This is a genomic window from Williamsia sp. D3, assembly GCF_000506245.1.
Lineage (GTDB): Bacteria > Actinomycetota > Actinomycetes > Mycobacteriales > Mycobacteriaceae > Williamsia > Williamsia muralis.
In genome coordinates this window covers 140,642-166,187 of sequence record NZ_AYTE01000046.1, presented here as the reverse complement: position 1 = coordinate 166,187, position 25,546 = coordinate 140,642, and the positions used below count along the sequence as shown (strand labels likewise).

Annotated in this window: 24 protein-coding genes and 1 pseudogene; 7 read left to right on the top strand and 18 right to left on the bottom strand. The window is 64.4% G+C overall.

The window, feature by feature from the left end; genetic code table 11:
- On the top strand, positions 1-708 hold the full coding sequence (locus W823_RS53280; protein WP_023962450.1) for a GAF and ANTAR domain-containing protein: 708 nt from the start codon (positions 1-3) through the stop codon (positions 706-708).
- 34 nt (positions 709-742) lie between these two features.
- Here W823_RS53280 and W823_RS53275 read toward each other — a convergent pair whose 3' ends face one another.
- From W823_RS53275 to W823_RS53255, 6 genes and pseudogenes are all read right to left on the bottom strand, one after another.
- Positions 743-1,594 (bottom strand): alpha/beta fold hydrolase, encoded by an 852-nt coding sequence (locus tag W823_RS53275; RefSeq protein WP_023962448.1) that lies wholly within the window; start codon positions 1,592-1,594, stop codon positions 743-745.
- A gap of 62 nt (positions 1,595-1,656) precedes the next feature.
- Positions 1,657-2,247: a TetR/AcrR family transcriptional regulator gene (locus W823_RS53270; RefSeq protein ID WP_235189670.1), complete on the bottom strand. Its 591-nt coding sequence runs from the start codon at positions 2,245-2,247 to the stop codon at positions 1,657-1,659.
- A gap of 149 nt (positions 2,248-2,396) precedes the next feature.
- A complete protein-coding gene (locus W823_RS53265; RefSeq protein ID WP_030175131.1) occupies positions 2,397-3,110 on the bottom strand; it encodes an ABC transporter ATP-binding protein in 714 nt (237 codons plus the stop codon).
- Positions 3,111-3,241: 131 nt separating this feature from the next.
- On the bottom strand, positions 3,242-4,075 hold the full coding sequence (locus W823_RS59775; RefSeq protein WP_062796783.1) for an ABC transporter ATP-binding protein: 834 nt from the start codon (positions 4,073-4,075) through the stop codon (positions 3,242-3,244).
- Positions 4,076-4,159: 84 nt separating this feature from the next.
- A pseudogene (locus tag W823_RS53260) lies at positions 4,160-6,085 on the bottom strand (ABC transporter permease); the annotation flags it as partial.
- A 144-nt stretch (positions 6,086-6,229) separates the two neighbouring features.
- The gene (locus W823_RS53255) at positions 6,230-7,498 is read right to left on the bottom strand and encodes an ABC transporter substrate-binding protein (protein ID WP_023962438.1); all 1,269 of its coding nucleotides are present in this window, start codon (positions 7,496-7,498) and stop codon (positions 6,230-6,232) included.
- A gap of 318 nt (positions 7,499-7,816) precedes the next feature.
- Here W823_RS53255 and W823_RS53250 point away from each other — a divergent pair, with 318 nt between their 5' ends.
- Positions 7,817-8,632: an SGNH/GDSL hydrolase family protein gene (locus tag W823_RS53250; protein ID WP_369792673.1), complete on the top strand. Its 816-nt coding sequence runs from the start codon at positions 7,817-7,819 to the stop codon at positions 8,630-8,632.
- A gap of 47 nt (positions 8,633-8,679) precedes the next feature.
- On the opposite strand, the gene W823_RS53245 is transcribed toward W823_RS53250, so the two are convergent.
- Together W823_RS53245 and W823_RS53240 are read right to left on the bottom strand one after the other, a co-directional pair.
- On the bottom strand, positions 8,680-10,857 hold the full coding sequence (locus W823_RS53245; protein WP_023962436.1) for a 3-hydroxyacyl-CoA dehydrogenase NAD-binding domain-containing protein: 2,178 nt from the start codon (positions 10,855-10,857) through the stop codon (positions 8,680-8,682).
- Positions 10,858-10,901: 44 nt separating this feature from the next.
- Positions 10,902-12,110 carry an acetyl-CoA C-acetyltransferase gene (locus W823_RS53240; protein WP_023962434.1) on the bottom strand — a complete coding sequence of 403 codons (1,209 nt, stop codon included), beginning with the start codon at positions 12,108-12,110 and terminating at the stop codon, positions 10,902-10,904.
- Positions 12,111-12,268: 158 nt separating this feature from the next.
- Here W823_RS53240 and W823_RS53235 point away from each other — a divergent pair, with 158 nt between their 5' ends.
- Together W823_RS53235 and W823_RS53230 are read left to right on the top strand one after the other, a co-directional pair.
- Positions 12,269-13,513: a TetR/AcrR family transcriptional regulator gene (locus W823_RS53235; RefSeq protein ID WP_023962433.1), complete on the top strand. Its 1,245-nt coding sequence runs from the start codon at positions 12,269-12,271 to the stop codon at positions 13,511-13,513.
- On the top strand, positions 13,510-14,463 hold the full coding sequence (locus W823_RS53230; protein ID WP_023962431.1) for an adenylate/guanylate cyclase domain-containing protein: 954 nt from the start codon (positions 13,510-13,512) through the stop codon (positions 14,461-14,463). The genes W823_RS53235 and W823_RS53230 overlap by 4 nt, the downstream gene beginning before the upstream one ends.
- 29 nt (positions 14,464-14,492) lie before the next feature.
- Here W823_RS53230 and ehuA read toward each other — a convergent pair whose 3' ends face one another.
- The 9 genes from ehuA to W823_RS53190 form a co-directional block, all read right to left on the bottom strand.
- Positions 14,493-15,254 carry an ectoine/hydroxyectoine ABC transporter ATP-binding protein EhuA gene (ehuA, locus tag W823_RS53225; protein WP_023962429.1) on the bottom strand — a complete coding sequence of 254 codons (762 nt, stop codon included), beginning with the start codon at positions 15,252-15,254 and terminating at the stop codon, positions 14,493-14,495.
- A 37-nt stretch (positions 15,255-15,291) separates the two neighbouring features.
- On the bottom strand, positions 15,292-15,936 hold the full coding sequence (gene ehuD, locus W823_RS53220) for an ectoine/hydroxyectoine ABC transporter permease subunit EhuD (RefSeq protein WP_023962427.1): 645 nt from the start codon (positions 15,934-15,936) through the stop codon (positions 15,292-15,294).
- Entirely contained in the window at positions 15,933-16,664 is a 732-nt protein-coding gene (gene ehuC, locus W823_RS53215) for an ectoine/hydroxyectoine ABC transporter permease subunit EhuC (RefSeq protein WP_023962425.1), read from the bottom strand. The genes ehuD and ehuC overlap by 4 nt, the downstream gene beginning before the upstream one ends.
- 24 nt (positions 16,665-16,688) lie before the next feature.
- Positions 16,689-17,582 carry an ectoine/hydroxyectoine ABC transporter substrate-binding protein EhuB gene (gene ehuB / locus W823_RS53210; RefSeq protein WP_023962423.1) on the bottom strand — a complete coding sequence of 298 codons (894 nt, stop codon included), beginning with the start codon at positions 17,580-17,582 and terminating at the stop codon, positions 16,689-16,691.
- Positions 17,583-17,862: 280 nt separating this feature from the next.
- Complete coding sequence (locus W823_RS59770; protein ID WP_369792672.1) at positions 17,863-18,471, bottom strand: TOBE domain-containing protein; 609 nt, start codon at positions 18,469-18,471, stop codon at positions 17,863-17,865.
- Positions 18,360-18,929, bottom strand: a complete 570-nt coding sequence (locus W823_RS59765; protein ID WP_369792671.1) for an ATP-binding cassette domain-containing protein — start codon at positions 18,927-18,929, stop codon at positions 18,360-18,362. Before W823_RS59765 ends, W823_RS59770 begins: the two co-directional genes overlap by 112 nt.
- Positions 18,926-19,654, bottom strand: coding sequence for an ABC transporter permease (locus W823_RS53200; protein WP_152538183.1), 729 nt, complete (start codon positions 19,652-19,654; stop codon positions 18,926-18,928). Before W823_RS53200 ends, W823_RS59765 begins: the two co-directional genes overlap by 4 nt.
- 74 nt (positions 19,655-19,728) lie before the next feature.
- Complete coding sequence (gene modA / locus W823_RS53195; protein WP_023962419.1) at positions 19,729-20,517, bottom strand: molybdate ABC transporter substrate-binding protein; 789 nt, start codon at positions 20,515-20,517, stop codon at positions 19,729-19,731.
- Complete coding sequence (locus W823_RS53190; protein WP_023962417.1) at positions 20,517-20,969, bottom strand: molybdopterin-binding protein; 453 nt, start codon at positions 20,967-20,969, stop codon at positions 20,517-20,519. The genes modA and W823_RS53190 overlap by 1 nt, the downstream gene beginning before the upstream one ends.
- Before the next feature lie 100 nt (positions 20,970-21,069).
- Here W823_RS53190 and W823_RS53185 point away from each other — a divergent pair, with 100 nt between their 5' ends.
- From W823_RS53185 to W823_RS53175, 3 genes are all read left to right on the top strand, one after another.
- Positions 21,070-21,876: a VOC family protein gene (locus W823_RS53185; protein ID WP_023962415.1), complete on the top strand. Its 807-nt coding sequence runs from the start codon at positions 21,070-21,072 to the stop codon at positions 21,874-21,876.
- Between the two features lie 278 nt (positions 21,877-22,154).
- Positions 22,155-23,138, top strand: a complete 984-nt coding sequence (locus W823_RS53180; RefSeq protein WP_023962413.1) for a daunorubicin resistance protein DrrA family ABC transporter ATP-binding protein — start codon at positions 22,155-22,157, stop codon at positions 23,136-23,138.
- Positions 23,135-23,989 (top strand): ABC transporter permease, encoded by an 855-nt coding sequence (locus tag W823_RS53175; protein WP_023962411.1) that lies wholly within the window; start codon positions 23,135-23,137, stop codon positions 23,987-23,989. Before W823_RS53180 ends, W823_RS53175 begins: the two co-directional genes overlap by 4 nt.
- Before the next feature lie 55 nt (positions 23,990-24,044).
- Here the strand turns inward: W823_RS53175 and W823_RS53170 are convergent, their stop codons facing one another.
- Entirely contained in the window at positions 24,045-25,433 is a 1,389-nt protein-coding gene (locus W823_RS53170) for an ROK family protein (protein ID WP_023962409.1), read from the bottom strand.
- Between the last annotated feature and the right edge of the window lie 113 nt (positions 25,434-25,546).

Sequence of the window (25,546 nt, the reverse complement as noted above, 5' to 3'; positions counted from 1 at the left end):
ATGGAGTCACAGCAGATCTACCCACCGTCCACCGCCCTGTCGGCTCAGATGGCCGACGTGGCGCGGCTTTTGCGGTCGGAGAGTAAAGACACCGAGTCCATTTTGCATGCTATCTCAAAGTCGGCCGTCGAGTCGGTTCCCGGCGCGGAGTACGCCAGCGTCACGCTCGTGACGGGCAAAGGCCAGGTCCAAACTCCCGTGATGATCGGTGACCTGGCAGGCAAGTCGGACGAGTTGCAGCAGGAACTCGGAGAAGGTCCCTGCATTCGCTCGGCCCTCAACGAAGAAACCGTGCGCATCGACAACATGGCAACCGACTCCCGCTGGCCCGCGTTCGCCGCCGGCGCGAACGAGCTCGGCATCAAGTCGATGATCTGCTTCTGCCTCTACATCGAGAACGAGAACTTCGGCGCCCTCAATCTGCACAGTTCGACGCCCAATGCGTTCGACGACGAGTCGGTGTCGATCGGCTCGTTGTTCGCCGCGCACGCCGCGATCGCGTTCTCAGCCGTTCGCGAACGTGACCAGATCCGCGCCGCTCTCACCAACCGCGACATCATCGGTCAGGCCAAGGGCATGATCATGGAACGGTACGGACTCGACCCCGACGAGGCCTTCCGCCTACTGGCACGACTGTCACAGGATGCCAACGTCAAGCTCGCGGAGATCGCCCTTCAGGTTGTCACCGCAGGACCCGACGCCCACTGACCCAACAGCGGCGACCGGTTGCCGGCGACTCGACTCACCGACCCAGGAAGTCGAGCACCGCTCCCTCGAAGGCCCTCTTCGCCTCGATCATCACCCAGTGGCCGCAGTTGGGGAAGATGTGCAGTTCGGCGTTCGGGATCAGCCGCATGGGCACCATCGACATGTCCGGCGGACTCACCCGATCGTCGCGACCCCAGGTGAGCAGGGTCGGGCACGACACCTTGTGCATCATCGACCAGTAGGGCGGCGTGTCCGATGCGGCCATGAACTGTTGCTGCATGGCGAAAGCCGCTGAGCCGTACATCATCTGCGCGGTCTCCTGTGCGTCCGGATTGATCGCCGCTTCCCAGCGCTCCTCGATGAGCTCCTCGGTGATGAGCGCGGGGTCGTAGACCATGGCGGTCAGCCACCGTACCAGCTTGTCCCGGTCGGGCCCGTCGGTGAACTCCTGCAACAACCGCAGTCCTTCGCTGGGGCTGGAGCTGAAGACGTTGGGGCCGACGCCGCCGATGGTCACAAGCTTGCTGACCCGCTCGGGCTTCTTGATGGCCAGGTTGACCCCGACCACTCCACCCATGGAGTTGCCGATCACCGGCGCCGATTCGATACCGAGAGCATCCATGAACCGGATGACCGACGATCCGGCGGTGAGCACGGGGTGCCCTTTGACCGGGTCGCTGACCCCGAAGCCCGGGAACTCGAGCACGTAGCAGTGATGGGTCTCGGCGAAGACGCCGATGTTGCCGCGGTAGTTGCGCCAGCCGGTGACACCCGGTCCCGAACCGTGCAGCAGGATCAGCGGCGGACCCGACCCCGCTTCGTGGTACCGCAGTACCCCTTGGTCGGTCTGCAGTTCCCTTTTGCTCTCTTCATATGTCACGTCCACCGCTCTAGATTAGAACGTGTTCCTGTTTCGCGGGTGCGCACGGTCGGTTCTCGTCGCGCCAGTCATCGCGTTGCGAGTGACTCGTCGATCGCATGGAGTTGACGGACCTCCACCGAACGCAGTACCGCGAGTGACGCCGTCACCGCCAGGTCGCACGCCGCGTCGATTCCCGCGCCGGACACGATCACCGCGCGGTAGGCCACGTCCAAGCTCATCCCGAGGAGCAGCGAGGCCAGTGTGTCGGCGCTGGCCTGCACCTCCACCCCTCGTTCGGCGTAGTTGGCCCGGAGTCGTTGCGCAATCCGCGGTTCCAGGGCTGCGAAGAGCCTGCGCCCGGGCACGTTGTCGTCGGCGCGGTTGGTGAGCAGTACCCGGAAACCCTCGGGCTGTTTCCGGGCATACTCGAACAGCGACTCGACCGAATACTTCGCCCGGTCACCGTAGGCCATGGTTTCGCCCTTGTCGTACGCGGCGAACATCCATGCGGTCAGCGCATCCAGCTCACGGTCGATGACTGCGTCCACGAGCCCGTCACGAGAACCGAAGTGCGCGTACAAGGTCACCCGTGAGGTGCCACCCCGGTCGGCGATCATGTCCATCGTTGCGCGTTCGGCGCCGACGTCCGCGATCACCGACAGCGCGGCGTCGAGCAATTCGGAATCGGTGGGACGGTTCCGAGTGCTGCGGGCAGCGGCTTTCGCTGCGTTCGGCTTGGCAGGAGATCCACCACGCTTCTGGCTGCTCGCCTTCGGCACTGTCCCTCCTCCACGCGAATCTGACGCAGCATCCACCGAATCGGTGTCTAGTGCGTGGCCGCGACGTCGCCGTCGACCCGGCCGAAGTATGCCGCCTCCACCTTGTCTCGTTGTCCTCGGAGGTCACTTGCGGGCCCGGACAGTGCAACCCGGCCATGGTGCAGCACTATCGCTGAGTCGGCGATCGCGAGCGCGAGGTCGATGTGCTGCTCCACCAAGACCACCGCCATGTCCTGCTCGTCGGCGATGGTGCGCAGACGGGGCAGCAGATCTTTCACCGCGATCGGCGACAGTCCCAGGCTGAGTTCGTCGATGAGCAACACCTTCGGTCTGGCCAGGAGCGCCTTGGCCAGGGCCAGCATCTGCTGCTCCCCACCCGAGAGATTGCCGCAGCGACGACCTTTGAGGGTCTTGAGCTTCGGGAAGTACTCGAAGACGTCACTCAGCTCGGCACCGTTCTTGCGTTTTGACAATCGGAGGTTGTCCGAGACCGTGAGCTTGTGGAACACACCACGGTTGTCCGGCACCATCGTCACCCCGCGGCGGGCGTTGCGCTCGACGCGTTTGTCCAGCGGCTGTCCGAGTGCGGTGACCTTGCCCGACAACATGGGTAGCGCACCGATCGTCGCGAGCAGGGTGGTGGTCTTTCCGGCGCCGTTGGGCCCGAGCAGCGCCAGTATCTCCCCCGCGCGCAAGCTGGCATTGAAGTCGCGGACGGCCGGAACACCGCCATATCCGACGTTGAGACCCTCGATGGTCAGAACCGGATCGCCGGATCGGGTTGTGGGGGCACGCTTGTCGGTTCCGGCTGCATGCGCCCCGGCAGGACGCGTCGCGGGAGTGTCGGGCAACGACGGGTCGGCGCCAGAAGGATTTGTCCCAGATGAATGTGTCACTGTGCCGTACCTTTCTGCAGTACAGGCGAAGCCGCGGACTGTCCGTTTTCGTCGATCTCCACTTCGGCCTCCACCTCGGCACTGCCCAGGTAAGCCGACACGACCTTGGGGTCGTCGCGGATCTCCTGAGGGGGACCCGCAGCGATGACCTTGCCGAAGTCGAGCACGTACAAGCGATGGCACACATCGAGGACCAGTGACATGTCGTGGTCGATGAGCAGGACACCGATTCCGCTGGCTGCGATCCGGCGCAGCTCGTTGCCGAAGTCACGACTCTCATGAGTGTCCAGACCTGCGGCCGGCTCGTCGAGGAGCACCATGCTCGTGCCTCCGACGAGCGCCCGGGCCACACCGACCAACTTCTGCTGGCCCAAAGCCAGTTCACTCGGACGCTTGTCGGCGGCCTCGGTCAGACCCACCATCGCGAGCGCGTCGCCGATCGTGTCGGCCGGCGGCTTGGAGCCGGTGAATACGTCGGTGACGAGCGCCTTGAGTCCCGGTTTCTGCACCGCGACCGCCAGGTTCTCGGCCACGGTCAGATCGGCGAACAGCTCACCCGCCTGCCAGGTTCGGGCCATTCCCGTCCCCCGCCGCCGGTGTGGAGGGCGTCCGTCGATCCGGACGCCCGCCATCGACACCTCACCGGTCGACTTGGTGAAACCGGTGACGGCGTCGACGAAGGTGGTCTTGCCTGCGCCGTTCGGACCGATCAGTCCGACGATCTCGCCGGCACCGACCTCGAGGGTGATGTTGTCATTGGCGACGACGCCGCCGTACCGCACCGACAGATTGCGGGCCTGCAGCAGTGCGCCATGTGCTTCAGCCGACATGAGAGCTCGCTTTCGGTTCGGATGTTGCGACCGACGACGTGTCCGGTCCGGATGTGTTGTTGTTCCGGTTCTTCCCGGCCCTCGCTTGATGTGGTCGACGGTCTCCCTGACGGCTCCGACGACGCCGACGGGGTTCAGCACAGCCATCAGCAGCAGGCTGCCGGCGGCGATGATCTGGTAGTACTGACCGAAATCGATTGTCTGGGTGAGGAACACGTATCCCACGCCCAAGGGGCCGATGATGCCGGCAATGAAGGCACCCGACACCGACGTGATCCCGCCGACGTAGGTCATCGCCAACAAGGTCAGCCCGATGATCACCGTGAACGACGCCGCCGACAGCTGTCCGCGGCTGTATCCGATGAGGCATCCACCCACCCCGGCCAGGAATGCCGAGAGGGCGAAGCCGAGCAATTTCGTTGCGGCGACGTTGATTCCGACCGAGGCGGCGGCCCGCTCATTCGAACGCACGGCCAGGAAGGCGCGTCCGGTGGCGCCTGCCATGAAACGCATCACGATGAGGGTCAGCACGGTCACCACCACCAGGACCATCATCGAGAACTCGATGGTCGTGAGTTCCGAACCTTGGCGCACCGACAGGTCCCAGCCGAACAACTTCGGATCGGAGATCAGGTTGCCTTCGAACGGGGTGATCGACGGGTTGTTGAACACGAAACTCTGGATCGCCAGCGCCGCCGCCAGCGTCACCACTGCGAGCTGGGCACCGCGAATGCGCAGGGCGGGAACGCCGACGACCACTCCGAGCGCGGTGGCGATCAGCGCCGAGAGCAGGATGCTCAGCGGGAACGGAACGCCCCAGTTCGTCGTCACCTTCGACAGGGCAAACCCTGCCGAACCCGCGAAGGCCATACTCGCCAGCGAGATCTGACCGAGATAGCCGGTCAGCAACACCAGCGACAGCGCGATCAGCGACAAGATCATGGACGTCACGATTCCGAATCGCCAACTGCCGGATGTCAACAGCACCGCCGCCACCACGGCACCGATCGTCAGCACAACAGGGATCGGACGGATCTTCGGAATGAAGACCGCAGGCATCTTGGCTTCACCGAGCGAGCCACGAGACGGGATCTTGCCGCCCAGCAGGAACAGCGCGATCACCACGACGATGAACGGCACGGCGTCGCCGACACCGGTCTGCGCCCATGTCGGCCACCACTCCAGGGTGCCGGCCCACAGGATGACGGCCTGGAACGCACCGAGCACAAGGCCTGCGACACAGGCGACCCCGAACGACGTCAGCCTTCCGACGAGTGCGACGGCCAGTGCCGGGATGATGTAGAACGTGTAGCTCGTCGCATCCAAGCCGATGGTGTACGCACCGAGCACCACGATGAGACCTGAGGCCGCACCGGTGATTACCCACACGATGGCGGCGAGCCGGTCGGGCGAGTACCCCGCGAGTCGTGCCGCGAGTTCGTCTTCGGAGCCGGCGCGGGTGGCCACGCCAAAGGTGGTCAGGCTGAAGTAGGCCCAGAAGAGCAGCGCGATGATTATCGCCACGACTGCGAGCAGGAGGTCGCTGACGTTGATGACGGCCCCGGCCAGCTCGAAGGTGGTCTGCGGCAGGATCGGCAGTGCCATCAGCGATTCGGTATCGAACCGCAGGTCCACGAGCGCCTGGAGGAACAGCATGAGGCCGACCGATGCTACGACCTGCGCCAGCACGGGGGCGCGGCGTAGAGGCCGGAAGATGAGGTAGTGCGCGACCAGCGCCCACAGCGCAGCACTGGCCACACCGATCACGATGGCGAGGACCATCGGCGTCGGACTGTCTTCACTGCCGAGGCTGATGCTTCCGATCGGGAGGACATACGTTCCGTCGGTGCGCAGCGCGGCAACCACGTACACCGCCCACAGGGCGATGGAGCCCTGCGCGAAGTTGATGACGCCCGTGGCCGCATAGATGCCCACCAGCGATGTGGCGAACACGGAGTAGACCGACCCGACCGCAAGGCCGAGGACGACGAATTGAAGGAATTGACTCATGGGTCGTTGCCCACCTCACTGTGTGGATCTGCGTGACAAGGCGAATGTGCGCGTGATCAAGGCATCAAGGCCAGGGGGCGGATCACTCGAGTGTCTCGAGCGATCCACCCCCCAGTGGTTTGTGCTGTCGTGGAGCGGGATCGACTAGCTGGCGCCCGGGATGGCCTGCAGTGCAGCCGGGTTGGGCTGGGTCAGTCCGCCGCCGACGGGCTCGGTCTTCTTGTCACCGACCACCTCGAATACGAACATCTCGGTGGTGCAGTTCGGCGAGGTCGCCTTGCCACAGCTGAGCTTCGGGCCCAACCAGCTCTGGTAGTCGGTCACGCCCTTGAGTGCGGCGAGGATCGACGGTCCGGTGTACTCGGCCGGCTTGGCGGTGTTCAGCGTCCGGGCGAAGTCGACGAACGTCGAGAAGGTGCCGTAGGCGTAGAAGCCGCCGGAGTCGCCTGCCTCATCCACGTACTTCTTGGTGATGTCGAGGTTCTCCTGCATCTCGGCCGGGGCCGAGTCCTTTGCCGGCTCGAGCCAGATCGGCGAGTAGGTCTGGGCACCGACAGCCTGTGCACCCATCGTCTCGATGAACTCGGTGCAGGCAGCGAGGAACATGGTGTTCTTGAAGCCGACGGACTTCAGCGACTGCGCGAGCTTGGTGCAGTTGGCATCGGTCTGCGACGTCATCAGACCACCCGCATCGGGGTTACCGGAGTTGATCGTGGATGCAAGCGCGGTGTAGTTCGGGTTGGTCGGCGAGTAGTAGACGCTCTTCACGTCCAGGCCGAGCTGCTGGCCCAGCGGCATCAGGATGCGTTCGAATGTCTGCCGCGCGGCTGCGACGTCCACATTCGCCAGCGTCAGCGAGTTCTTACCCTGCGCCTTGAGCGACTGCATCACGCCCACCAGGAAGGACGCCTGCGGCGGACCGAAGTAGACGCGGTTGTCTGCCGACGAACCGGTCACCGAATCGAATGGGATCTGGCCGACTAGTGGGATGTTCGCCGACTTGAGGATGGGGAGTGCAGCGCTGGACGCGGCGTCGTAGCCGTCGATGACCGCGGAGACACCCGCTTGCACAAGCTGATTGGCGCAACCGATGGTCGACTCGGGTGCGGACACGTCGACCGCGCAACTGGTGACCTCGATCGGATGGCCGTCGACACCGCCGAGCGAATCGTTGATGTACTTGACCGCGGCCTTCTGGCCGACCTCTACTCCTGGCTGGGTGATCGGACCATTCGACGGATTGAGGAATCCGACCTTGATCGGAGTGCCGGTCGCCTTGGTACCGCTCTCCGACGGGGCGGCCGCAGTGGTGCCGCCTTCGTCGGACCCGCTGTCGTCGCTACAGGAGACGACGGAAAAGACACACGCCGCCGCGACAAATATTGCCGCCATCCGGCTGGTTCTCTTGCGCATTTCAATGCCTTTCCCGGCGGCATGTGGCCACGACTGACAAGCCCGGGCCAGGCCCTCCGAGTTACACGGGATGTGCGCCGGATGCGAATGCATTCGGCGTGCCCAGTCCGGGGTGTGATCTGGGCCACTCGAAAAGTAGCCCTTGCCTTACAACGGTGTCAAGGTGAATGCGGGAGCAATTCGGGAGCAGAAATAGGCCTGTTGATAAACCGCGAACCCGCCCGAAATGCCCGACTCTGAGCTATAACCGTGCAGCTTGACGCGGTGCACGCGGAGCGGCGCACTGGAAAGAGCTGGGTCGCCACATAAAATGTCACGGTGAGTTATTCACGTTTTGTGGCCATCGGCGACAGCCAGACCGAAGGAATGTGCGACGGTGACGATGTCACCGGATACCGCGGATGGGCCGACCGGCTCGCCGAACGCCTGTCCCGGGACGATCCCGATTTCCGCTACGCCAATCTCGCTGTGCGCGGACGCCGAACGCGCCAGATCCGGGATCAGCAGCTCTACCCCGCGCTCGCGATGGAACCCGACCTGATCGCCGCACCTCTCGGCATGAACGACGTGCTTGCCAGCACAGGCCTCGCAGAGGTCCGCCGCGACCTCGACTTCATCTATCGTGAACTCGCCCGGACCTCGGCGACAGTGTTGATCTCCACCTACCCCAATATGGCCAGGACCGTTCCCATCGCGCGGCGGATCGAGTCACGACTCCTGGCGGTCAATCAGATGATGCGCGAGTTCGCCGACAGCTACGGCTTCGTTCTCGTCGATCTCGTCAGCGCCCCAGTGCTTCTCGACCCGCGGTCGTGGTCACCCGACCGGTTGCACGCATCGCCCTTCGGTCATGATCGGTTTGCGGCCGGAGCCGCGTATGCGCTGAATCTTGCTGACAGCGAGCCTGAGTGGGGCGCTCCCCTGCCACCGCGCCCAGAGCTGACCGCAGCCCAGATCATCGCTCGCGAAGCACTCTGGGCGCGAACGTTTTTTCATTCCCTGGATCATCCGGCGCATGCGGGGCAGGTCACTCGGCGACGGACTGTCGCCCAAACGACCCGAGTTGGCCCCCGTCCGCCCACCCACCGGCGGGTACGACAACGGCCCGGCCCCCTTGCGGGAACCGGGCCGTGACGAGCCGAGTCGCTGACCTGTCGGTCAGTCCTCGATCACCGGGAGCGTCAGTACTTCTCGCCCTTGGCTGCCTTGTCGACGAGCGACTGCGGCGGTTCGAAGTGCTTGCCGTACTTCGATGCCAGATCGCGTGAGCGGTCGACGAAGCCCTGCAGGCCACCCTCGTACTGGTTGATGTACTGGATCACGCCGCCGGTCCAGGCCGGGAATCCGATACCGAAGATCGAGCCGATGTTCGCATCGGCCACGGTCTCCAGCACACCCTCGTCGAAGCACTTGACGGTCTCGAGGGCCTCGGCGAAGAGCATCCGCTCCTTCATGTCCTCGAAGGGGATCTCCTTGGTGCCCGAGTTGAACGCCTCACGCAGACCCGGCCAGATGCGGACGCGCTTGCCGTTCTCGTCGTACTCGTAGAAGCCCTTGCCGCCGGAGCGTCCGGGACGACCGAGGTCGTCGACCATCTTGTCCACCACGGCATTGGAACCGTGCTGGGGAACCGGCTTGCCCTCGTTGGCGAGTGCCTTCTCGGTTTCCTTGCGGATCTTCTGCGGCAGGGTGAGCGTGAGCTCGTCCATGAGCTGCAGCGGCGGAGCCGGGTAGCCGGCCTGTGCGCCCGCCTGCTCGATGAACGTGGGCTCCACACCTTCGCCGACAGCCGCGATGGCCTCGTTGATGAAGGTACCGATGACCCGCGAGGTGAAGAATCCACGACTGTCGTTGACGACGATCGGGGTCTTGCGGATCTGCAGGGTGTAGTCGATGACCTTCGCCAGCACGGCGTCAGAGGTCTTGGCGCCCTTGATGATCTCCACCAGAGGCATCTTGTCGACCGGCGAGAAGAAGTGGATTCCGATGAAGTCCTCGGACCGCTTCACACCTTCGGCGAGACTGGTGATGGGCAACGTGGAGGTGTTGGATCCGAGGACCGCGTCGGGCTCGACGATGTCTTCGATCTCCTGGAACACCTGGTGCTTGACCTCCACCGACTCGAAGGCCGCCTCGATCACCAGGTCGACTCCCTTGAAGTCGGCCGCATCGGTGGTCGGGGTGATGCGGGCGAGCACCGCGTCGGACTTCTCCTGGGTGGTCTTCCCACGCGAGAGAGCCTTCTCCTCCAGCTTGACCGAGTAGTTCTTGCCCTTTTCGGCGGCCTCGATGTTGATGTCCTTGAGGACGACCTCGATGCCGGCCTTGGCCGAGACATACGCGATGGCCGCGCCCATCATGCCGGCGCCGATGACACCGACCTTCTTGGCGGTGTACTTCTCGAAACCCTCGGGACGGGATGCGCCACCGTTGATGGCCTGCAGGTCGAAGAAGAACGCCTTGATCATGTTCTGAGCGACCTGGCCGGTAACCAGCGACACGAAGTAGCGCGTTTCCACGATGTCCGCGGTGTCGACGTCGACGTATGCACCCTCGATCGCGGCAGCCATGATGGCACGCGGCGCCGGCATCGGGGCACCCTTGAGCTGCTTGCGCAGGAGGGCGGGCATGGCCGGGAGCATCTGGGCCAGCGACGGGCTGGTCGGTGAGCCACCGGGCATCTTGTAGCCCTTTGTGTCCCACGGCTGTGCTGCTTCGGGATTCGCCGAGATCCACGCCTTCGCAGCGGGGATCAGTTCGTCGACCGAACCGACGACCTCATCCACGAGACCGGTTTCCTTCGCCTTGGTGGCGTTGAAACTCGGGCCTTGCAGCAGCACGTTCATCAACGCGTTCTGGAGGCCGAGGAGACGAACCGTACGGACCACGCCGCCACCGCCGGGCAGCAGACCCAGGGTGACCTCGGGCAGACCGATCTTGATGCCCTTGACGTCGGCAGCGATGCGGTAGTGGGTGTGCAGCGCGATCTCGAGGCCGCCACCGAGTGCGGCACCGTTGATGGCCGCGACCACGGGCTTGCCGAGGGTCTCGAGCCGGCGCAGCACTGCCTTCATCTGGTTGGCGTTGTTAGTGATCTGGGTGGCCAGTTCGGCCTTGTCCACACCACTGCGGTCCGACGTCATGTCCTTGAGGTCACCGCCGGCGAAGAAGGTCTTCTTCGCCGAGGTGAGGATCACGCCCGAGATGTTGTCCTTCTCGGCCTCGAGGCGGTCGACAGTTGCCGCCATCGATGAGTTGTACAGGTCGTTCATGGTGTTGGCGCCCTGGTTCGGGTCGTCCATGGTGAGCACAACGACGCCGTCGCCGTCCTGCTCCCAGCCGATCATGTTGTCAGTCATAGGTATTCAAAGCTCTTTCTGGCGAAGGGGAAGAAGTCCGGAGGTCAGACACGCTCGATGATGGTGGCAACACCCATGCCGCCACCGATGCACAACGTGATCAGGCCGTAGCGGCCACCGGTGCGCTCGAGCTCGTCGAGCACGGTGCCCACCAGCATTGCGCCGGTTGCGCCGAGCGGGTGGCCCATCGCGATGGCACCGCCGTTGACGTTGGTCTTCTCGTGCGGGATCTTCAGATCCTTGAGCCACTTCATGACAACCGAGGCGAACGCCTCGTTCAGCTCGAACACGTCGATGTCCTCGACGGTGAGTCCGGCCTTCTTGAGTACCAGCTCGGTGGCCGGGGTGGGTCCGGTGAGCATGATCGTGGGGTCGCTGCCGGTCTGTGCGGTGGCCACGACGCGGGCGCGCGGGGTGAGGCCGGCGCGCTTGCCTGCCTCTTCGCTGCCGACCAGCACCAGAGCTGAACCGTCGACGATGCCGGACGAGTTGCCGCCGGTGTGAACGTGATTGATCTTCTCCACGTTGACGTACTTCTGCAGCGCCACGTCATCGAAGCCGGTCATCGCGGCCAGGCCCTCGAAGGCCGACTTCAGCTTGCCCAGGCTCTCGACAGTGCTGCCGGGACGACGGTGCTCGTCGTGGTCGAGCAGCGTGACGCCGTTGATGTCCTTGACCGGCACAACCGACTTGGCGAAGTATCCGCCCGACCATGCGGCCTCGGCGCGCGCCTGCGACTCGGCGGCGTACGCGTCGACGTCTTCACGGGAGAAACCTTCGATGGTGGCGATCAGGTCGGCGCCGATGCCCTGCGGGGCGATGTAGAGGTCGTAGGCCGTGGCGGGGTCGGTGAACATCGCGCCACCGTCGCTGCCCATGGGCACGCGCGACATGGACTCGACGCCGCCGGCGATGACCAGGTTGTCCCAGCCTGACGCGACCTTCTGGGCCGCGAGGTTGGTGGCTTCGAGGCCGGAGGCGCAGAAGCGGTTGATCTGGGTGCCCGGCACGGTGTCCGGCAGTCCTGCCACGAGGGCGGCGGTACGCGGGATGACCGCACCCTGCTCGCCGACGGGGGAAACCACACCGAGGATCACGTCGTCGATGTCGGCGGGATCCATGTCCGGGAAGCGGACCTTGAGTTCGTTGATGAGGCCGACGATGAGGTCGACGGGCTTCACGCTGTGCAGCGAGCCCTTACGCTGCTTGCCACGAGGCGTACGAATGGCCTCGTAGATGTATGCATCAGTCACGCTGAGGTTTCCTTTCAAATGAACTGCGATGTTCGCGGGCGCTCGCCTCGCTGATATTCCTCCAGCTACATGAGGCTAACGCGCTGTAACTTATTTGACCATACCCCGAGTACAGAGCAGCATTCAATAGCGCCTTCATGAGCTAGGGTGGATTCACAATGTCCACCAACCCCGACGTCACACCCGTCTCGCGCCCCCAGCGCCAGAGTCGGCCCGCCGATCGCAAGCGCCAGCTGGTCGACCGCGCGGCCGAACTGTTCCTGGCGCGAGGGTACGACCACGTCTCGGTTGCGGACATCGCCAAGGCCGCAGGCGTCACGGGCCCCTCCATCTACCGTCATTTCGCCGACAAACAGGCGATCCTGTTCGCCGCGGTGATGTCGGGCGTCGAGGACATCGAGCAATGCACCGACACCGCCCTCTCCCCCGCGGCCGACGGCCAGATCCCGATCGGCAAGGCCATCGAGAAGCTGTGTGCGCTCGGCGTCACCAATCCGAACTCGGCAGCCCTCTGGCGCTGGTCCACCGCCCACCTGTCCCCAGAGCAGAACGACGAGGTAGCCCGGCGTACCCGCACCGTGCTGCACCGGTGGTCGGGGGCGGTCTTCGGTCACCGCACCGACTTGTCCCCACGTGATGTCGACCAACTGGCGTGGACCATCCTGAGCGTCAACGGCAGTGTGTCCGTACACCGCACCCGCATCTCGAACTCACGCGCCATCGCACGTCTGGTGACGCTGGTCGGCCGGGTGGTGGAGATGACCCCCGATCACGCAGCCGCCATCGCACCTCCGCCTGCGGGTCTCGCCGAGCCCGCCGGCCGGCGCGACGAGATCCTCGACGCGGCCGCCGAACTGTTCCAGCGGCGCGGATTCGCCACCGTGGGTGTCGACGAGATCGGCGAGGCCGTGGGTATCACCGGCCCCAGTGTCTACAAGCACTTTCCGAGCAAACAAGCGATCCTGATCGCGATCAGCCAGCGCAGCGCCAACCGCCTCGAGGCCAGCGCGATCGCCGCGTACTCGGTGGCCGACAACCCCGCAGCTCTGCTGTCCTTGCTCGTCGACTCCTACATCCAGGTCCTCACCTCCGCTCCGGACCTGTCGGTCTCGTTCAACAGCCGCAGTGTTCTCGAAGGTTTCGACAATGGCGAACTCATCCTCTACCAACGCAGGTACGTGGCACGATGGGTGAACCTGGTCGAGCAGATCGAGACCGACCTTCCAAGCCCGGAGGCCGCACTGACCGTGCACGCAGCACTGACCATCGCCAATGACGCCATGCGCTTGCGTCGCAACTGGACTCGGCCCGAGATGCCTGCGTTGCTCGCGTACCTGATGAAAGGCGTACTGGGCCTGCCCGCGGTTGCGGCAACTGATCCCTCTCGGACGCCGATGTCATGACCGACGAGTCGGATGTCTCCGCTGAAGCGATCGAATCGCTGCTGCTCGGCGGCAAGCGACTGTTCACCCGTGAAGACGTCACCGCCGCACTCAACATCCCGACCGAGTTCGCCGACCGGGTGTGGACCGCTTTCGGGTTCGCCATGGACAAGACCGACGAACCCCTCTTCACCGCCGACGATGTCCAGGCCTTGCAACTCGTCCATGGTCTCGACGAGGCACAGCCCGAGGAGTTCGAGATCGGGATGGCACGTGCTCTCGGCCAGACGATGTCGCGGCTGGCCGAATGGCAGGCACACCACATCGCCGAGCGGATGCGGGCCGCCGACAGTCCGGACCTCGCCCAGATGCTCCAGGCAGTTCAGCGGGTGCAGATCCTGATCTGGCGCCGCCACCTGTCGGCCGCACTGCAGAATGCGCTCTCGATGGGTGAGGGCGAAAATCGCACCATGGCAATCGGCTTCGTCGACATCGTCGGCTACACCAGCCTCTCACGCAAGATCGGGATGGAAGAACTCGACGATCTCCTCGAGACGTTCGAGACGAACGCGTTCGAGGTGGTCAACTCGCGCGGTGGTCACGTGGTCAAGACGCTCGGCGATGCGGTGATGTTCTCCACCGAGGATCCGGTGGCGGGCGCCGAGATCGCCATTGCGTTGCAACACCTCTCGGCCGAACACGGCCTGCCTCCGCTGAGGGTGGGTGTTGCCCTCGGAACCGTGTTGACACGACTCGGCGACGTCTTCGGCGAACCCGTGAACATCGCCGCTCGCCTCACCAGCTCGGCGCGCCCGGGCACAGTACTCACCGACACGACGTTTGCGAATGCGGTCGATGACGAGCGGTTCTTCTTCAAGTCCGTCGGCCCGCTCAATGTGCGGGGCTACAAGCGATTACGTGCGCGCAGCCTGGAACCGAACCGGAAACCGGCGAACGTCACCGACTCCTGACCGTTCGACGGTTCGCGACGTCGTGGCCTTCACTTGGACAGGACTGCCTTGAGGAACGTCTTGGTACGTTCCTGCTGGGGGTTGGTGAAGATGTCGACCGGGTCGCCTTCTTCCACGATCTTGCCCGCGTCGAACACCAGGACACGGTCGGCCACATCGCGGGCGAAACCCATCTCATGGGTCACGATCAACATCGTGATCTCCGTCGTCTCGGCGATCCTGCGCAACACCCCGAGCACATCGGCCACCAGTTCGGGATCGAGCGCCGAGGTCACCTCGTCGAGCAGCAAGACGTCGGGGTCCATGGCCAGTGCCCGCGCGATCGCCACGCGCTGCTGCTGACCGCCGGAAAGCTTTGTCGGATGGGCGTTCTCCTTGTCCGACAGTCCTACGGTCTCGAGCAGTTTGCGCGCCCTGCTGGTCGCTTCCGATTTGCTCAGGCCCAGCACATGGATCGGGGCCTCGGTGATGTTCTGCAGCACCGTCATGTTGGGGAACAGATTGAAATGCTGGAACACCATGCCGATCTTGGCGCGCACCACACGCAGGTGCTTCTCGGACGCACGAACCAGTTTGTCCCCCTTGTATTGGTGGGTCAGCGGTGCGCCGTCGACCCAGATCACTCCGCCGTCCAGCGTCTCCAGGGTCATCAGCAACCTGAGGATGGTCGTTTTGCCGGAGCCGCTGGGACCGATCAGGGCCACCCGTTCGCCCCGGGTGACCCGGAAGTCCAGATGGTCGAGCACCACATGGTCGCCGTACTTCTTGACGACCTTGTCCAACAGGATCATCGGTGTGTTGTTGTCGCGCGCCGAGCCCGACGTGCCCTCAGTAGGCAAGGTGCTTCTCCAGTCTTCTGATCAGGACGGATGTGGGGTAACTGGCGATGAGGAAGATGACCCCGGCCATGGTGATCGGTTCGAGGTACTGAAAGGTCTTGGCGCCGTACTGCTGCGCCGCGGTGACCATCTCGACCACGGTGATGGCGAAGAGGAACGGGGTGTCCTTGAACATCGAGATCGCGTAGTTCCCCAGTGCGGGTGTGGTCTTGCGGATTGCCTGTGGCAACACCACAGCCCGCCACTTGCGCACCGTCGGGAGCGACAGTGCGTGCGCTGCCTCCCACTGGCCCGGTGGTACCGCGTCGATCCCGGCGCGATAGACCTCGGCCATGTAGGTGGAGTAGTGGATACCGAGTACAACGATGCCGATCTGCAACGCCGAGAACTGCGGCAGCAGGTAGTAGGCGAACAGCAGTTGCACCACGAGTGGCGTGAGCCGGATGAACTCGGTGACCATGCGCAATGGAACCGTCACCGCTTTGGGAGCACTGTGCCGCACCACCGCAACGGCCAATCCCAGCACCGCCGCGATCAGGAAGCCCAGCACGGTGGCCAGCAACGTGATCCGGAACCCTTCGAGCAGCACCGGCAGCGAGTCGAACGCCCGTTCCCAGCTCCACTGCGCATTCATCGGCCCACCCCGATGCTCTCGCCGGGCCGCTCAGGGCGCAGCCGCAGGATTTCACGCATCGATGGGCCCGCCCCGAGACGCGACTTCGCGCGGACCTCCAGCAAGTTCATCACCAGCGTCAGCACGTAGGCGATGCAGAAGTACAGAACCAGACCGATCCCGAACGCGAACACCGTGTCGCCGGTCCCTCGTCGGAGCTGCTCGATCTGATACGTGAGATCTTGCAGCAGAACGAAACTGGCCAGCGCGCTGCCTTTCAGCAACTGGATCAGCAGGTTGTTCAGCGGCGGCAACATCTGGACCCAGGCCTGCGGGAAGATGATGCGGTGGAGCCGCTGCCACGGTGAGAAATTCAGCGCCACAGCGCCTTCCCACTGGGTGGCAGGTACCGCCGCAATGGATCCACGGACCACTTCGGCGCCGTACGCGCCGTAGTTCAGGCCCAAGGCGAGAATCCCACAGAACATCGCTTCGAGCTGGAATCCGAGCAGGGGCAACACGTAGAAGAGCCAGAACAACTGGACCAGTAGGGAGGTGCCTCGAAAGAACTCCACAATGGTGCGGGAGACACCTCTGAGCAGCACGTACTTGTTTCCCGCAGCGAGACCGAGCAGGAGGGCCAGCACAAAGGCAAGCGCAGCGCCGCCGAGCGTCAGGTAGATCGTCGTGAGGATGCCTTCCTGGATGCGAGGCCATGCATCCAGGAAGGTGTCGAAGTTCTCACCCACGGAGGGATACCGCTCCGGTCGGGATCAAACGCCCTCACACAGTTGGGCAGTGGTCAGGTTGGGATCGGGCAGTTCTTCTTCTGTGAAGCCGAACTCGCCGACCAGATCCAGATACTTCTGCGGATCCGACGTGATCTTCGCCAGTTCGGCGTTGTACGCCTCGAGCAACTCTTTGTCATCGGTGCGGAACACCGTGGCACCGGCACCCACCTGCGGCTTTCCGTCAATGTTCGCCACGAAGGACTCGGTGACGTCAACCGGCGCGCCCGGGTTGTTGGTCTTCATCCAGTTGAGTGAGATGGCGGTCAGCGCAAAGACGTCCGCACGACCCGAGGTGACGGCATCCATCCCGTCCTGCGGCGTGGCCACCTGCGTGCTCTCGATCCCCAGGGACTCGGCGTAGTCCGACTCGACCGCACCGGTCATGGTGGCCAATCGGGCGCCGCTGTCTTTCACCGACTGCATGTCTTTGAGCCCCTTGGGATTGCCCTGCGTGACCATCAGTGCGGTGGTGTAGTTGAACTCGGGGTCACCGAACGCGGCCTGCTCGCAGCGCTGCGGCAAGATCGACATCCCGGCGCTCACGACATCAAACCGATTGGCCTGCAATCCGGGTATGAGAGAACCGAAATCGGCGTTCACACCCTCGACGGTCTCGATTCCCAGGTTCCCGAAGATCTCTCGGTGCAGTGCCACCGTGGCACCGGTCAGATTGCCGTCCTGCTCGAACGAGTAAGGCGCCTCACCCGCGAACCCCACGGTGACAACACCCTTGTCCTTGAGTTCCTGCAGGTGGTTCGAGTCGTCACCGGAATCGGTCGACGTGCACGCCGCCATGGTTCCCGCGGTGAGGGTGACCACGGCGAATGTGATTGCACACCTGCTGGTTACACGCTTGCTCAACACGTTCAATGCCATCTGTCTGGCCTTCCGCTCACTGTCGGGTGCGCAGACAGGCAGCCGCCGACACGCAGGTACCCTCCCCGCCGACGAACGCCATGCCACCCACCCGACTACTGCAGTCTCATCGTTCTCTCCGGTTGGGTGAACGTAACACCTTTCGATGCATCACCGATGAGTGTCGGAATATTCTGATGCCCGAGAATCGGGGTGGGCGCATCCCCGGCCATCGGCAGGCGACCACCGAAAACGCAGACTGCAAGAAACAGTTCATTACCAACGCGAAAGAGCGGGGGTATCAGTGCCGACTCTCGTACACGGTCACTTCACTCGCCTTGATCACCAGGAACACCTCATCGTCGGCAACAAGTCCCAGCTCGGCGACGGCCGACCAGGTCACGGTCGCGGTGAGGATCGTCCCGTCAGCAACCCGGGCGTCGATCCGCGCGAGATCGCCCTGCGGAACGAGTTGCACAACAACGGCCTTCACGGCGTTACGCGGGCTGCCGCTGGGTCGCTCCCGATAGACGGCGACAGCGCGCGGGGAAAAGGCCGCCATCACAGCACTTCTCGGCGCGATCGGCGCATCGAGCAATCCGGAGACCGCAAAGCCGGCGGCTTCCAGGACGTCACCGTTCCAGACTCCGCTCACCAGATTGAGTCCGGCGAGTTGCGCCGAGAACTGGTTGATCGGGCTGGCCAGCAGGTCACGGACCGGGCCACGCGCCACGATCCGGCCCTCGGCCAAGATGATCGCCGAGTCAGCGAGCGTCACGGCGTCAGCGACGTCGTGGGTCACCAGGACCGTGATCCGCGCGCGGTCCGCGAGAATCTGTCGGAGCATCGACCGGATGCGGTGGACCACATCCACATCGAGTGCACTGAACGGCTCGTCGAGCAGCAGCACCGACGGCTCGGTGGCAAGCGCGCGCGCAGCGACACCCTCTGTGACTGACCTCCGGAGAGTTGCGCCGGCTTGCGATCCGCGAGTTCGGTGGCGCCGACGGCGTCGAGCCACTTGTCGGTGCGAGCCCTGATCTGAGCTCTTGGCAGGTGCCTCGCCGACGGTCCGAACGCCACGTTCTGCCTCACGGTGAGGTGTGGGAACAACAGTCCCTGCTGCGTCAGCATCGACACGTCGCGTCGGTGTGGAGGCATGAAAGTGCTGTTGCCGAACAATTCTCGCGATCCCAGGGCTATTCGTCCGGCACCCGGCCTCGACAATCCGGCCAGCAGATTCATCAGCGTGCTCTTGCCGGCACCGTTGGGGCCCATCACGGCGACGGTATGCCCCTGTGGAACAGTCAGTTCGACGTCGATGGCCGGCAGCTCATTGCGCAGCGACGCGACCAGATCGCCTGTCACAGCACAGCCGTCCGCCGCGAATCGCGCACGTGCACGGCCACCACGACGAGCAACGCGACCACGACGAGCACCACGGAGAGCGGAAGCGCCTGCTCCGGTTCACTGATCGACTCCACGTAGATCGCCAACGGCGCAGTCTGGGTGACACCCTGGAGATTGCCCGCGAACGTGATCGTCGCGCCGAACTCGCCGAGCGCACGGGCGAACGCCAGCACCATTCCGGAGAGCAGCGCCGGAAACACCAGTGGCATGGTCACTTTCCACAGGGTGCGGGTGGGCGATGCCCCGAGCGTGGCCGCCACCTGTTCATATCGCGCCCCGACGGTGCGAAGCGCTCCCTCCAGACTGATGACGAGAAAGGGAAGTGCCACGAAGGTCTGCGCCAGCACCACTGCCGAGGTGGTGAATGCGATGTCGACTCCGATGGCCGAAAGATGTTCGCCCACCAGGCCGAACTTCCCGAAGGCGTAGAGGAGACCGATTCCCCCGACCACCGGCGGCAGGACCAGAGGTAGCAGCACCACCGAACGCACCACGCGCACGGTGCTGCCACCGCGCCGCGCGAACACGATCGACATCGGAACGCCCAGAAGGATGCACAGGACGGTACTGATCGCGGCCGTCTGCACACTCAACGCCAGTGCGTCCACGGATGATTCGGACGTGATGTTCTCCCAGAAGTCGTCCCAGGGAGTGTTCACCGCCAATGCGATGGGCGGCAGCATCACCAGCGCGATACCGAGCGCGGCCGGCACGTACAACCATGCCGGAACGGCCTTGAGACCGGATTGCGAAGCCTTCACGTCGCCGGCCCGAAGCCCATTCGCTTGAGTACCGCCACCCCCTGCGCACTCGTGACCATCTCGACGAATTGCTGTGCCAGAGGTGCGTTCTCCGACTCGGCTACTGTCCCGATGGGATATGCGTTGACCACCGCGGCAAGGGCGGGGTCGGCGACAGTGGTGACCGAGTCACCCGCGCCGACGGCGTCGGTGACGTACACCAGTCCCGCGTCGGCCTGCCCCGTCTGGACCTTGCCGAGTACCCCGGTGACCGCCGTTTCCTCACTCCTCGGCTTGATGTCGATACCGGTGTTCTTCTCGACCAGGGCCGCCGCGCTGCCACAGGGCACACTCACCGAGCAGATGACAGTCGTGACACCGTCTTTCGTCACGTCGGCAAGGGTACGGATGTTCTTCGGATTTCCCGGGGCGGTGACGATGGTGAGCACATTGGTGGCAAAGATCTGCGGATCAGCCACCTTCTCGCCCAGTTTCGCCATGCTCTTCTCGTCGGCCGTGGCCACGACGTCCGCGTCGGCGCCCTGTTCGATCTGCGTGACAAGCGCCTGGGAGCCGTCGAAGTTCAGGGAGACGTCGACGCCGCCGTGCGTCTCGGAGAACTCGTCGGCCAATGCCGTGAAGCTGTTCTTCAACGAGGCTGCGGCGAACACGGTGAGGCCGGCTTTGTCGTCTTGTGCGCCTTCTGTGCCGCTGGTCGAGCACCCTGCGAGCACCAGGGCGGCAGCGAACACCACACCGAGCGACTCGGAGAGTCGAACCGATGTCGTGGATCTCCGCCGGCCCATCACCTGCTCCTGGTCTCGACGATGACCGTGGTGGCCTTGACCACAGCTGTCGCGACCTCCCCGGGCCGTAGCCCGAGTTCGTTCACGGCGTCGGTGCTCATCAACGAGGTCACCTCGAACGGGCCGCACTGCAAGGTCACCTGGCTCATCACCGGGTCGGAGCGGACGTCGGTGACCAGGCCCACGAATCGGTTACGGGCCGAACGCGCCACCGGCGCATCGGTCGACACGACGCTGGGTGCCCGGTCTCGCGCGACCTTGGCCAGGTCGGCGCCGTCGACCACCTGACGGCCGCTGCCGTCGACATGGGCGGGCAGCTGTCCCCCGCTGATCATCCGGCGTACCGTGTCGTCGCTGAGGCCGAGGAGTTCTGCCGCCTGTCGAATCTTGAGATCGCCCACCTTACGATGGTCCGCCGCATGTGCGGCGCTGTCAATCGAGTACAGCCGCATCTGCGGATTCTGAGCCGGTTCGCCGTCGGCGCGATGAGTTCCGGCGGCGCCGTGTGTCTACCTTCCCGAGATCCTTTTCCACACTTCCGAGGAGCCAAAAATGCCAGTTCCCACCCACTCCGACGGCGTTGCGGTCTGGTTCGACCTGTCGAGTACCGACCCCGGCGCTGCCGCGGACTTCTACGGCCGCCTGTTCGGCTGGGACCACACCGAGATGGACGAGCGCTTCGGCGGGTATTCGCAGTTCACCCACAAGGGCAAACTGATTGCCGGCCTCGGTCCGAAACCTGACCCGGGAATGCCGGACTTCTGGTGCACCTACTTTCAGACCTCCGACATCGCGGCCGCCGTCAAACGCGTCGCCGCCACGGGTGGCAGCGTGCTCCAAGATCCGATGGAGATACCGGAGCAGGGCACCATGGCGATCGTGACGGACCCGGGGGGCGACCCCGAGACAGGCGCAAACCCACACGGCGCGGTGTTCGGCTTGTGGCAACCAGGCCGGCACACCGGCTTCGAGTTGCACATGGAAGCCGGTGCAGCAACGTATTTCGAGCTGCAGAGCACCGGCTACCCACGAGCCGTCGAGTTCTACGGCGAGGTGCTCGGCAAACCCGTCGTCAGCCTCTCGGACACGGACGAGTTCCGATACAGCCAGCTGAGTCTGCCCGACCGGGCGCCGGGCGAAGGCTACGCCGGGATCATGGACGCGTCCGGCTACCTGCCGTCCGAGGTCCCATCGCACTGGGCCATCTACATCGGCACCGACAACGTCGACGCAACCGTTGCCGAGGCCGTCGAACTCGGTGGGGCTGTCGTGGCCGCGCCGGAGGACACCCCGTACGGGCGACTCGCCACGATCGGCGACCCGTTCGGGGCAATGATCAAACTGCAGCAGGTTGCCTGAGACGACTGCCGGGTGCGGGCCTCGGCGACGAAGTCCGACACAGGGCGACGGAAAGTCGCCGTCGCAGACGAATACAAGATGAACGGACCACCGGGGGACGAGCCCTTGACTTCAAGCGCACTTGAACGTGAACCATCAGATCACCTGATCAGGACAGAAGACCATCCGAAGCCGGATTTGTCTGATTCGGCTTTCATCCACCAGAGGAGTGTTCCGTGACCCAGCTCGGCGATAAAAGCGCTGGCCCGATGTCAGAGTCGGTGGATACGGTAACCCGCATGACAACTGCCACGGGGGCCACCGACCTAGCGATCGAAGCCATCGACCTGGTCAAAGAATTCGACGGTGTTCGCGCCGTCGACGGAGTTAGTTTCTCAGTTCCACCGGGGTCCGTCCTGGGACTGCTCGGGCCCAACGGCGCGGGCAAGACCACCACGGTCCGCATGATGACAACACTGAGTCAGCCGACGTCGGGCACTGCTCGCATCGCTGGATATGACGTACGGGAGAACCCGGATCTCGTCCGCAGCAACATGGGCCTCACCGGTCAGGCTGCGACGGTCGACGAATTGCTCACCGGCCGCGAGAACCTGTGGATGATCGGCAGCCTCTACGGTCTTCCCCGTAAGGACGTGCGCCGGTCCGGCGACCAACTGCTCGAGCAGTTCTCGCTGACCGACGCTGCGGACCGCGTGGTCAAGACCTACTCGGGAGGTATGCGCCGCCGGCTCGACCTCGCGGTGAGCCTTCTGGCCTCGCCACCGGTGCTTTTCCTGGACGAGCCCACCACCGGCCTCGACCCGCGCAGCCGCCAGGAACTCTGGGACGTGCTGCGATCGCTGGTGAACGACGGAACCACACTGCTGCTCACCACGCAGTATCTCGAAGAGGCCGACCAGCTTGCCGACGACATCGTTGTCATCGACAGGGGCAAGATCATTGCCGCCGGCACGCCACTACAACTCAAGGAACAAGCCGGGCAGGCCAGTCTGGTCATCACGGTCTCGCATGCCGACGATCTCGAAGAAGCCACCCGGTTGCTGCGCGAGAACAGCGGCGAGGTGTTCGTCGAGGAGTCCGCACGCCAGCTCACCGCGAGCGCCGATGGACTCGCCGACCTGACCCGGATCGCCGGGATCTTCGAACGCAGTGAGATCGCAGTCGACGACATCGGACTCACCCGTCCGAGCCTGGACGACGTCTTCCTCTCCCTCACCGGGCACCGCGCCGAGGACGCCGACAACGAGGAGAACAAGTCATGACCACCACCACGTCACCCGCCGACACCGGCCGCTCCACCCCGAAATCCGCTGCAGGCCGGCCTGATCTGGTCCGAGAATCCCTGGTCATGGTGCGGCGCAACCTGTTACACACCAAGCGTCAGCCAGAGATGCTGTCCGACGTCACGGTGCAGCCGATCATGTTCGTGCTGTTGTTCGCGTACGTGTTCGGTGCGTCGATCAGTCCTGGCTCCGGATTCGACTACAAAGAGTGGCTGTTGCCCGGCATCATGGGCCAGACCATTGCCTTCTCTGCGTTCATCGTCGCGCTCGGTCTCACCAACGATCTGGAGAAGGGCATCATCGACCGCTTCCGTTCGTTGCCGATGGCACGGTCGTCCGTTCTGGTCGGACGTTCGGTCGCAGCGCTGATCCACTCGTCGATCGGCATCGTGGTCATGGCCATCACGGGTCTGCTCATCGGATGGCGCATCCACGAAGGCATCGCCAAGGCCGCGTTGGCTTTTGCTCTGGTGCTGGTGTTCGGGTTCGCCATGATCTGGTTCGGCATCTTGATCGGTTCGGTGATGCGGTCGCCAGAAGCTGTCAACGGCGTGATGTTCACGTTGCTGTTCCCGATCACGTTCTTGTCCAACGCTTTTGTGCCCACAGAGCCCATGCCCACCTGGTTGCGCACCATCGCGGAGTGGAACCCGATCTCGTCACTCGTCCAGGCGATGCGCGAATTGTGGGGCAATGGACCGGCGGCACCGGCCGATGCCCCGTGGCCACTGCAGAACCCGGAACTCTCCACGGTGCTCTGGTCGGTGGCACTCACGCTGATCTTCGCGCCGTTCGCGTTGCGTGCTTACCGCAAGCGCACCACGGACTAGCAACACCCTGTGTGCACATCGAGCGGGCCGGTGATCCGGCCCGCTCGATTGCGTTTCACAGACTCCGGGACAGAGCCTCGATCGGGTCGCTGTAGATCGCATCAAGCGACACCGCGCCGGCGGCCTGCTGTTGCACGGTGGCACCCGACCGTGACACGCGCACGTCGCGTCGCTCGGACACGGAGGTCTCGCGAACAGCTCTGGCCACCACGGGCAGAGTCGAAGGCGCATCCGTGAACGCCTGCCCGCCCAGGACAACGTGGTCGGGGTTGAAGATGTCAGAGATGAGGCCGACCGCACGGCCGAGTACTTCGGCCCTCTCGGTCAGGATGGCGCGGGCCACGTCGTTTCCTGCGGCAGCGAGCTGGTGCACGTCTTCGACGGTCTCGATGGCCAACCCCGCAGCGATCGCGGCGTCGACCACACCGGTGTCGCTCACGGTCGGTTCGAGGCGACCGGTGCGGTGCGGGTCGAGGAGTTCGGTGCGGCCTGCGGGGAAATGTCCGATCTCCGGCGGCCCGGCGGTGGGTGTGTACACGCTTCCACCGACGGTGAAGGCGATACCCACCGTTTCCCGGGCGTAGAAGTAGACGAAGCTGCCGCCTTCTTGACCTGGATCGACCAGCAATTCCGCTTGGGGGTTGAGCAGGAGTTCCGCGGCAGCCATCGCCTCGACGTGCGACGCCACCGAGATGGGCAGACCGATCACCGACGCCAGTACTTCACCGACAGGTGCGGACTGCCAGTTCAACCGGGAATGGCTCACACGTCCGCCGTTGTCGACCCGGCCGGCCAGCGCCACCCCGGCCCAGAGCACACGCTTGTTCTGCCAGCGGGAGAGGAAACGTTTCGCGCTCAATCCGATCGACGTCAGGGTTTGCTCGGGGGTGTCGGCAGCCGGGGTCGGGATCTGGATGGCGCCCACCACGCGGTGAAACAGGTCGTGGGTGGTGATCGAGGTGACCTTGAGACCGATGTGGATGCCCACCGTCAGGTATTCGGCGGTGTTCAGCTCGAACGGGAGACGGGGACGACCGATTGCGCCCGCGGGTGCCAGGTCGGCGCGCTCGCGCAGTAGCCCGGCCTTCAGCAGGGCGCTGACCTGACGGTTCACCGTCGAGATACTCAACCCCGATGCGGCCGATGCCGCGTCACGGAACACCGGGCCGTGCAGTCGGGCCGCTCGTAGGACAACTGCCGCCGGTTTGGTCGACAGATGAAGCTGAGGTGTCGCGACGTGGATCCCGGCGCGGGTTCCGCCGAACTTGGCGGGCGCCTTCTGCTGGCCGGGCGCCGGCTGCGGATGAGCGGGCCGAACAGGCGAACCGATCCGCGGTCCGGCTGGGCCACCCTGCCGAACTCCGCTGCGCTGCGTCTCCGGGCCATTGGGTCGAGCGGACGGGCGGACAGGTGTTGCTATGCGGTGGTCAAGTGTTGCAGTCATCGAAGGTCCTCATCGAGTTGTCGCCTCCAGGACCAACGATGGCCGGGGCGGGGAAATGTCTGAGAGAAATGCCGCGAGCGCGGCGGTTCGGGTCAGGACATTCGACAACAGAG

Excerpts from the sequence above, each read along its gene's own strand:
- ehuA (WP_023962429.1), bottom strand. The coding sequence starts at position 15,254 with ATGATCCTGTTGGACAAGGTCGTCAAGAAGTACGGCGACCATGTGGTG.
- W823_RS59775 (WP_062796783.1), bottom strand. The coding sequence starts at position 4,075 with ATGTCGGCTGAAGCACATGGCGCACTGCTGCAGGCCCGCAATCTGTCG.
- W823_RS53170 (WP_023962409.1), bottom strand. The coding sequence starts at position 25,433 with ATGACTGCAACACTTGACCACCGCATAGCAACACCTGTCCGCCCGTCC.
- modA (WP_023962419.1), bottom strand. The coding sequence starts at position 20,517 with ATGGGCCGGCGGAGATCCACGACATCGGTTCGACTCTCCGAGTCGCTC.
- W823_RS53230 (WP_023962431.1), top strand. The coding sequence starts at position 13,510 with ATGACCGACGAGTCGGATGTCTCCGCTGAAGCGATCGAATCGCTGCTG.
- W823_RS53280 (WP_023962450.1), top strand. The coding sequence starts at position 1 with ATGGAGTCACAGCAGATCTACCCACCGTCCACCGCCCTGTCGGCTCAG.
- W823_RS53190 (WP_023962417.1), bottom strand. The coding sequence starts at position 20,969 with ATGCGGCTGTACTCGATTGACAGCGCCGCACATGCGGCGGACCATCGT.
- W823_RS53175 (WP_023962411.1), top strand. The coding sequence starts at position 23,135 with ATGACCACCACCACGTCACCCGCCGACACCGGCCGCTCCACCCCGAAA.
- ehuB (WP_023962423.1), bottom strand. The coding sequence starts at position 17,582 with ATGGCATTGAACGTGTTGAGCAAGCGTGTAACCAGCAGGTGTGCAATC.
- ehuD (WP_023962427.1), bottom strand. The coding sequence starts at position 15,936 with ATGAATGCGCAGTGGAGCTGGGAACGGGCGTTCGACTCGCTGCCGGTG.
- W823_RS53180 (WP_023962413.1), top strand. The coding sequence starts at position 22,155 with ATGACAACTGCCACGGGGGCCACCGACCTAGCGATCGAAGCCATCGAC.
- W823_RS53200 (WP_152538183.1), bottom strand. The coding sequence starts at position 19,654 with ATGCTGCCGCCCATCGCATTGGCGGTGAACACTCCCTGGGACGACTTC.
- W823_RS53185 (WP_023962415.1), top strand. The coding sequence starts at position 21,070 with ATGCCAGTTCCCACCCACTCCGACGGCGTTGCGGTCTGGTTCGACCTG.
- W823_RS53255 (WP_023962438.1), bottom strand. The coding sequence starts at position 7,498 with ATGCGCAAGAGAACCAGCCGGATGGCGGCAATATTTGTCGCGGCGGCG.
- W823_RS53235 (WP_023962433.1), top strand. The coding sequence starts at position 12,269 with ATGTCCACCAACCCCGACGTCACACCCGTCTCGCGCCCCCAGCGCCAG.
- W823_RS53245 (WP_023962436.1), bottom strand. The coding sequence starts at position 10,857 with ATGACTGACAACATGATCGGCTGGGAGCAGGACGGCGACGGCGTCGTT.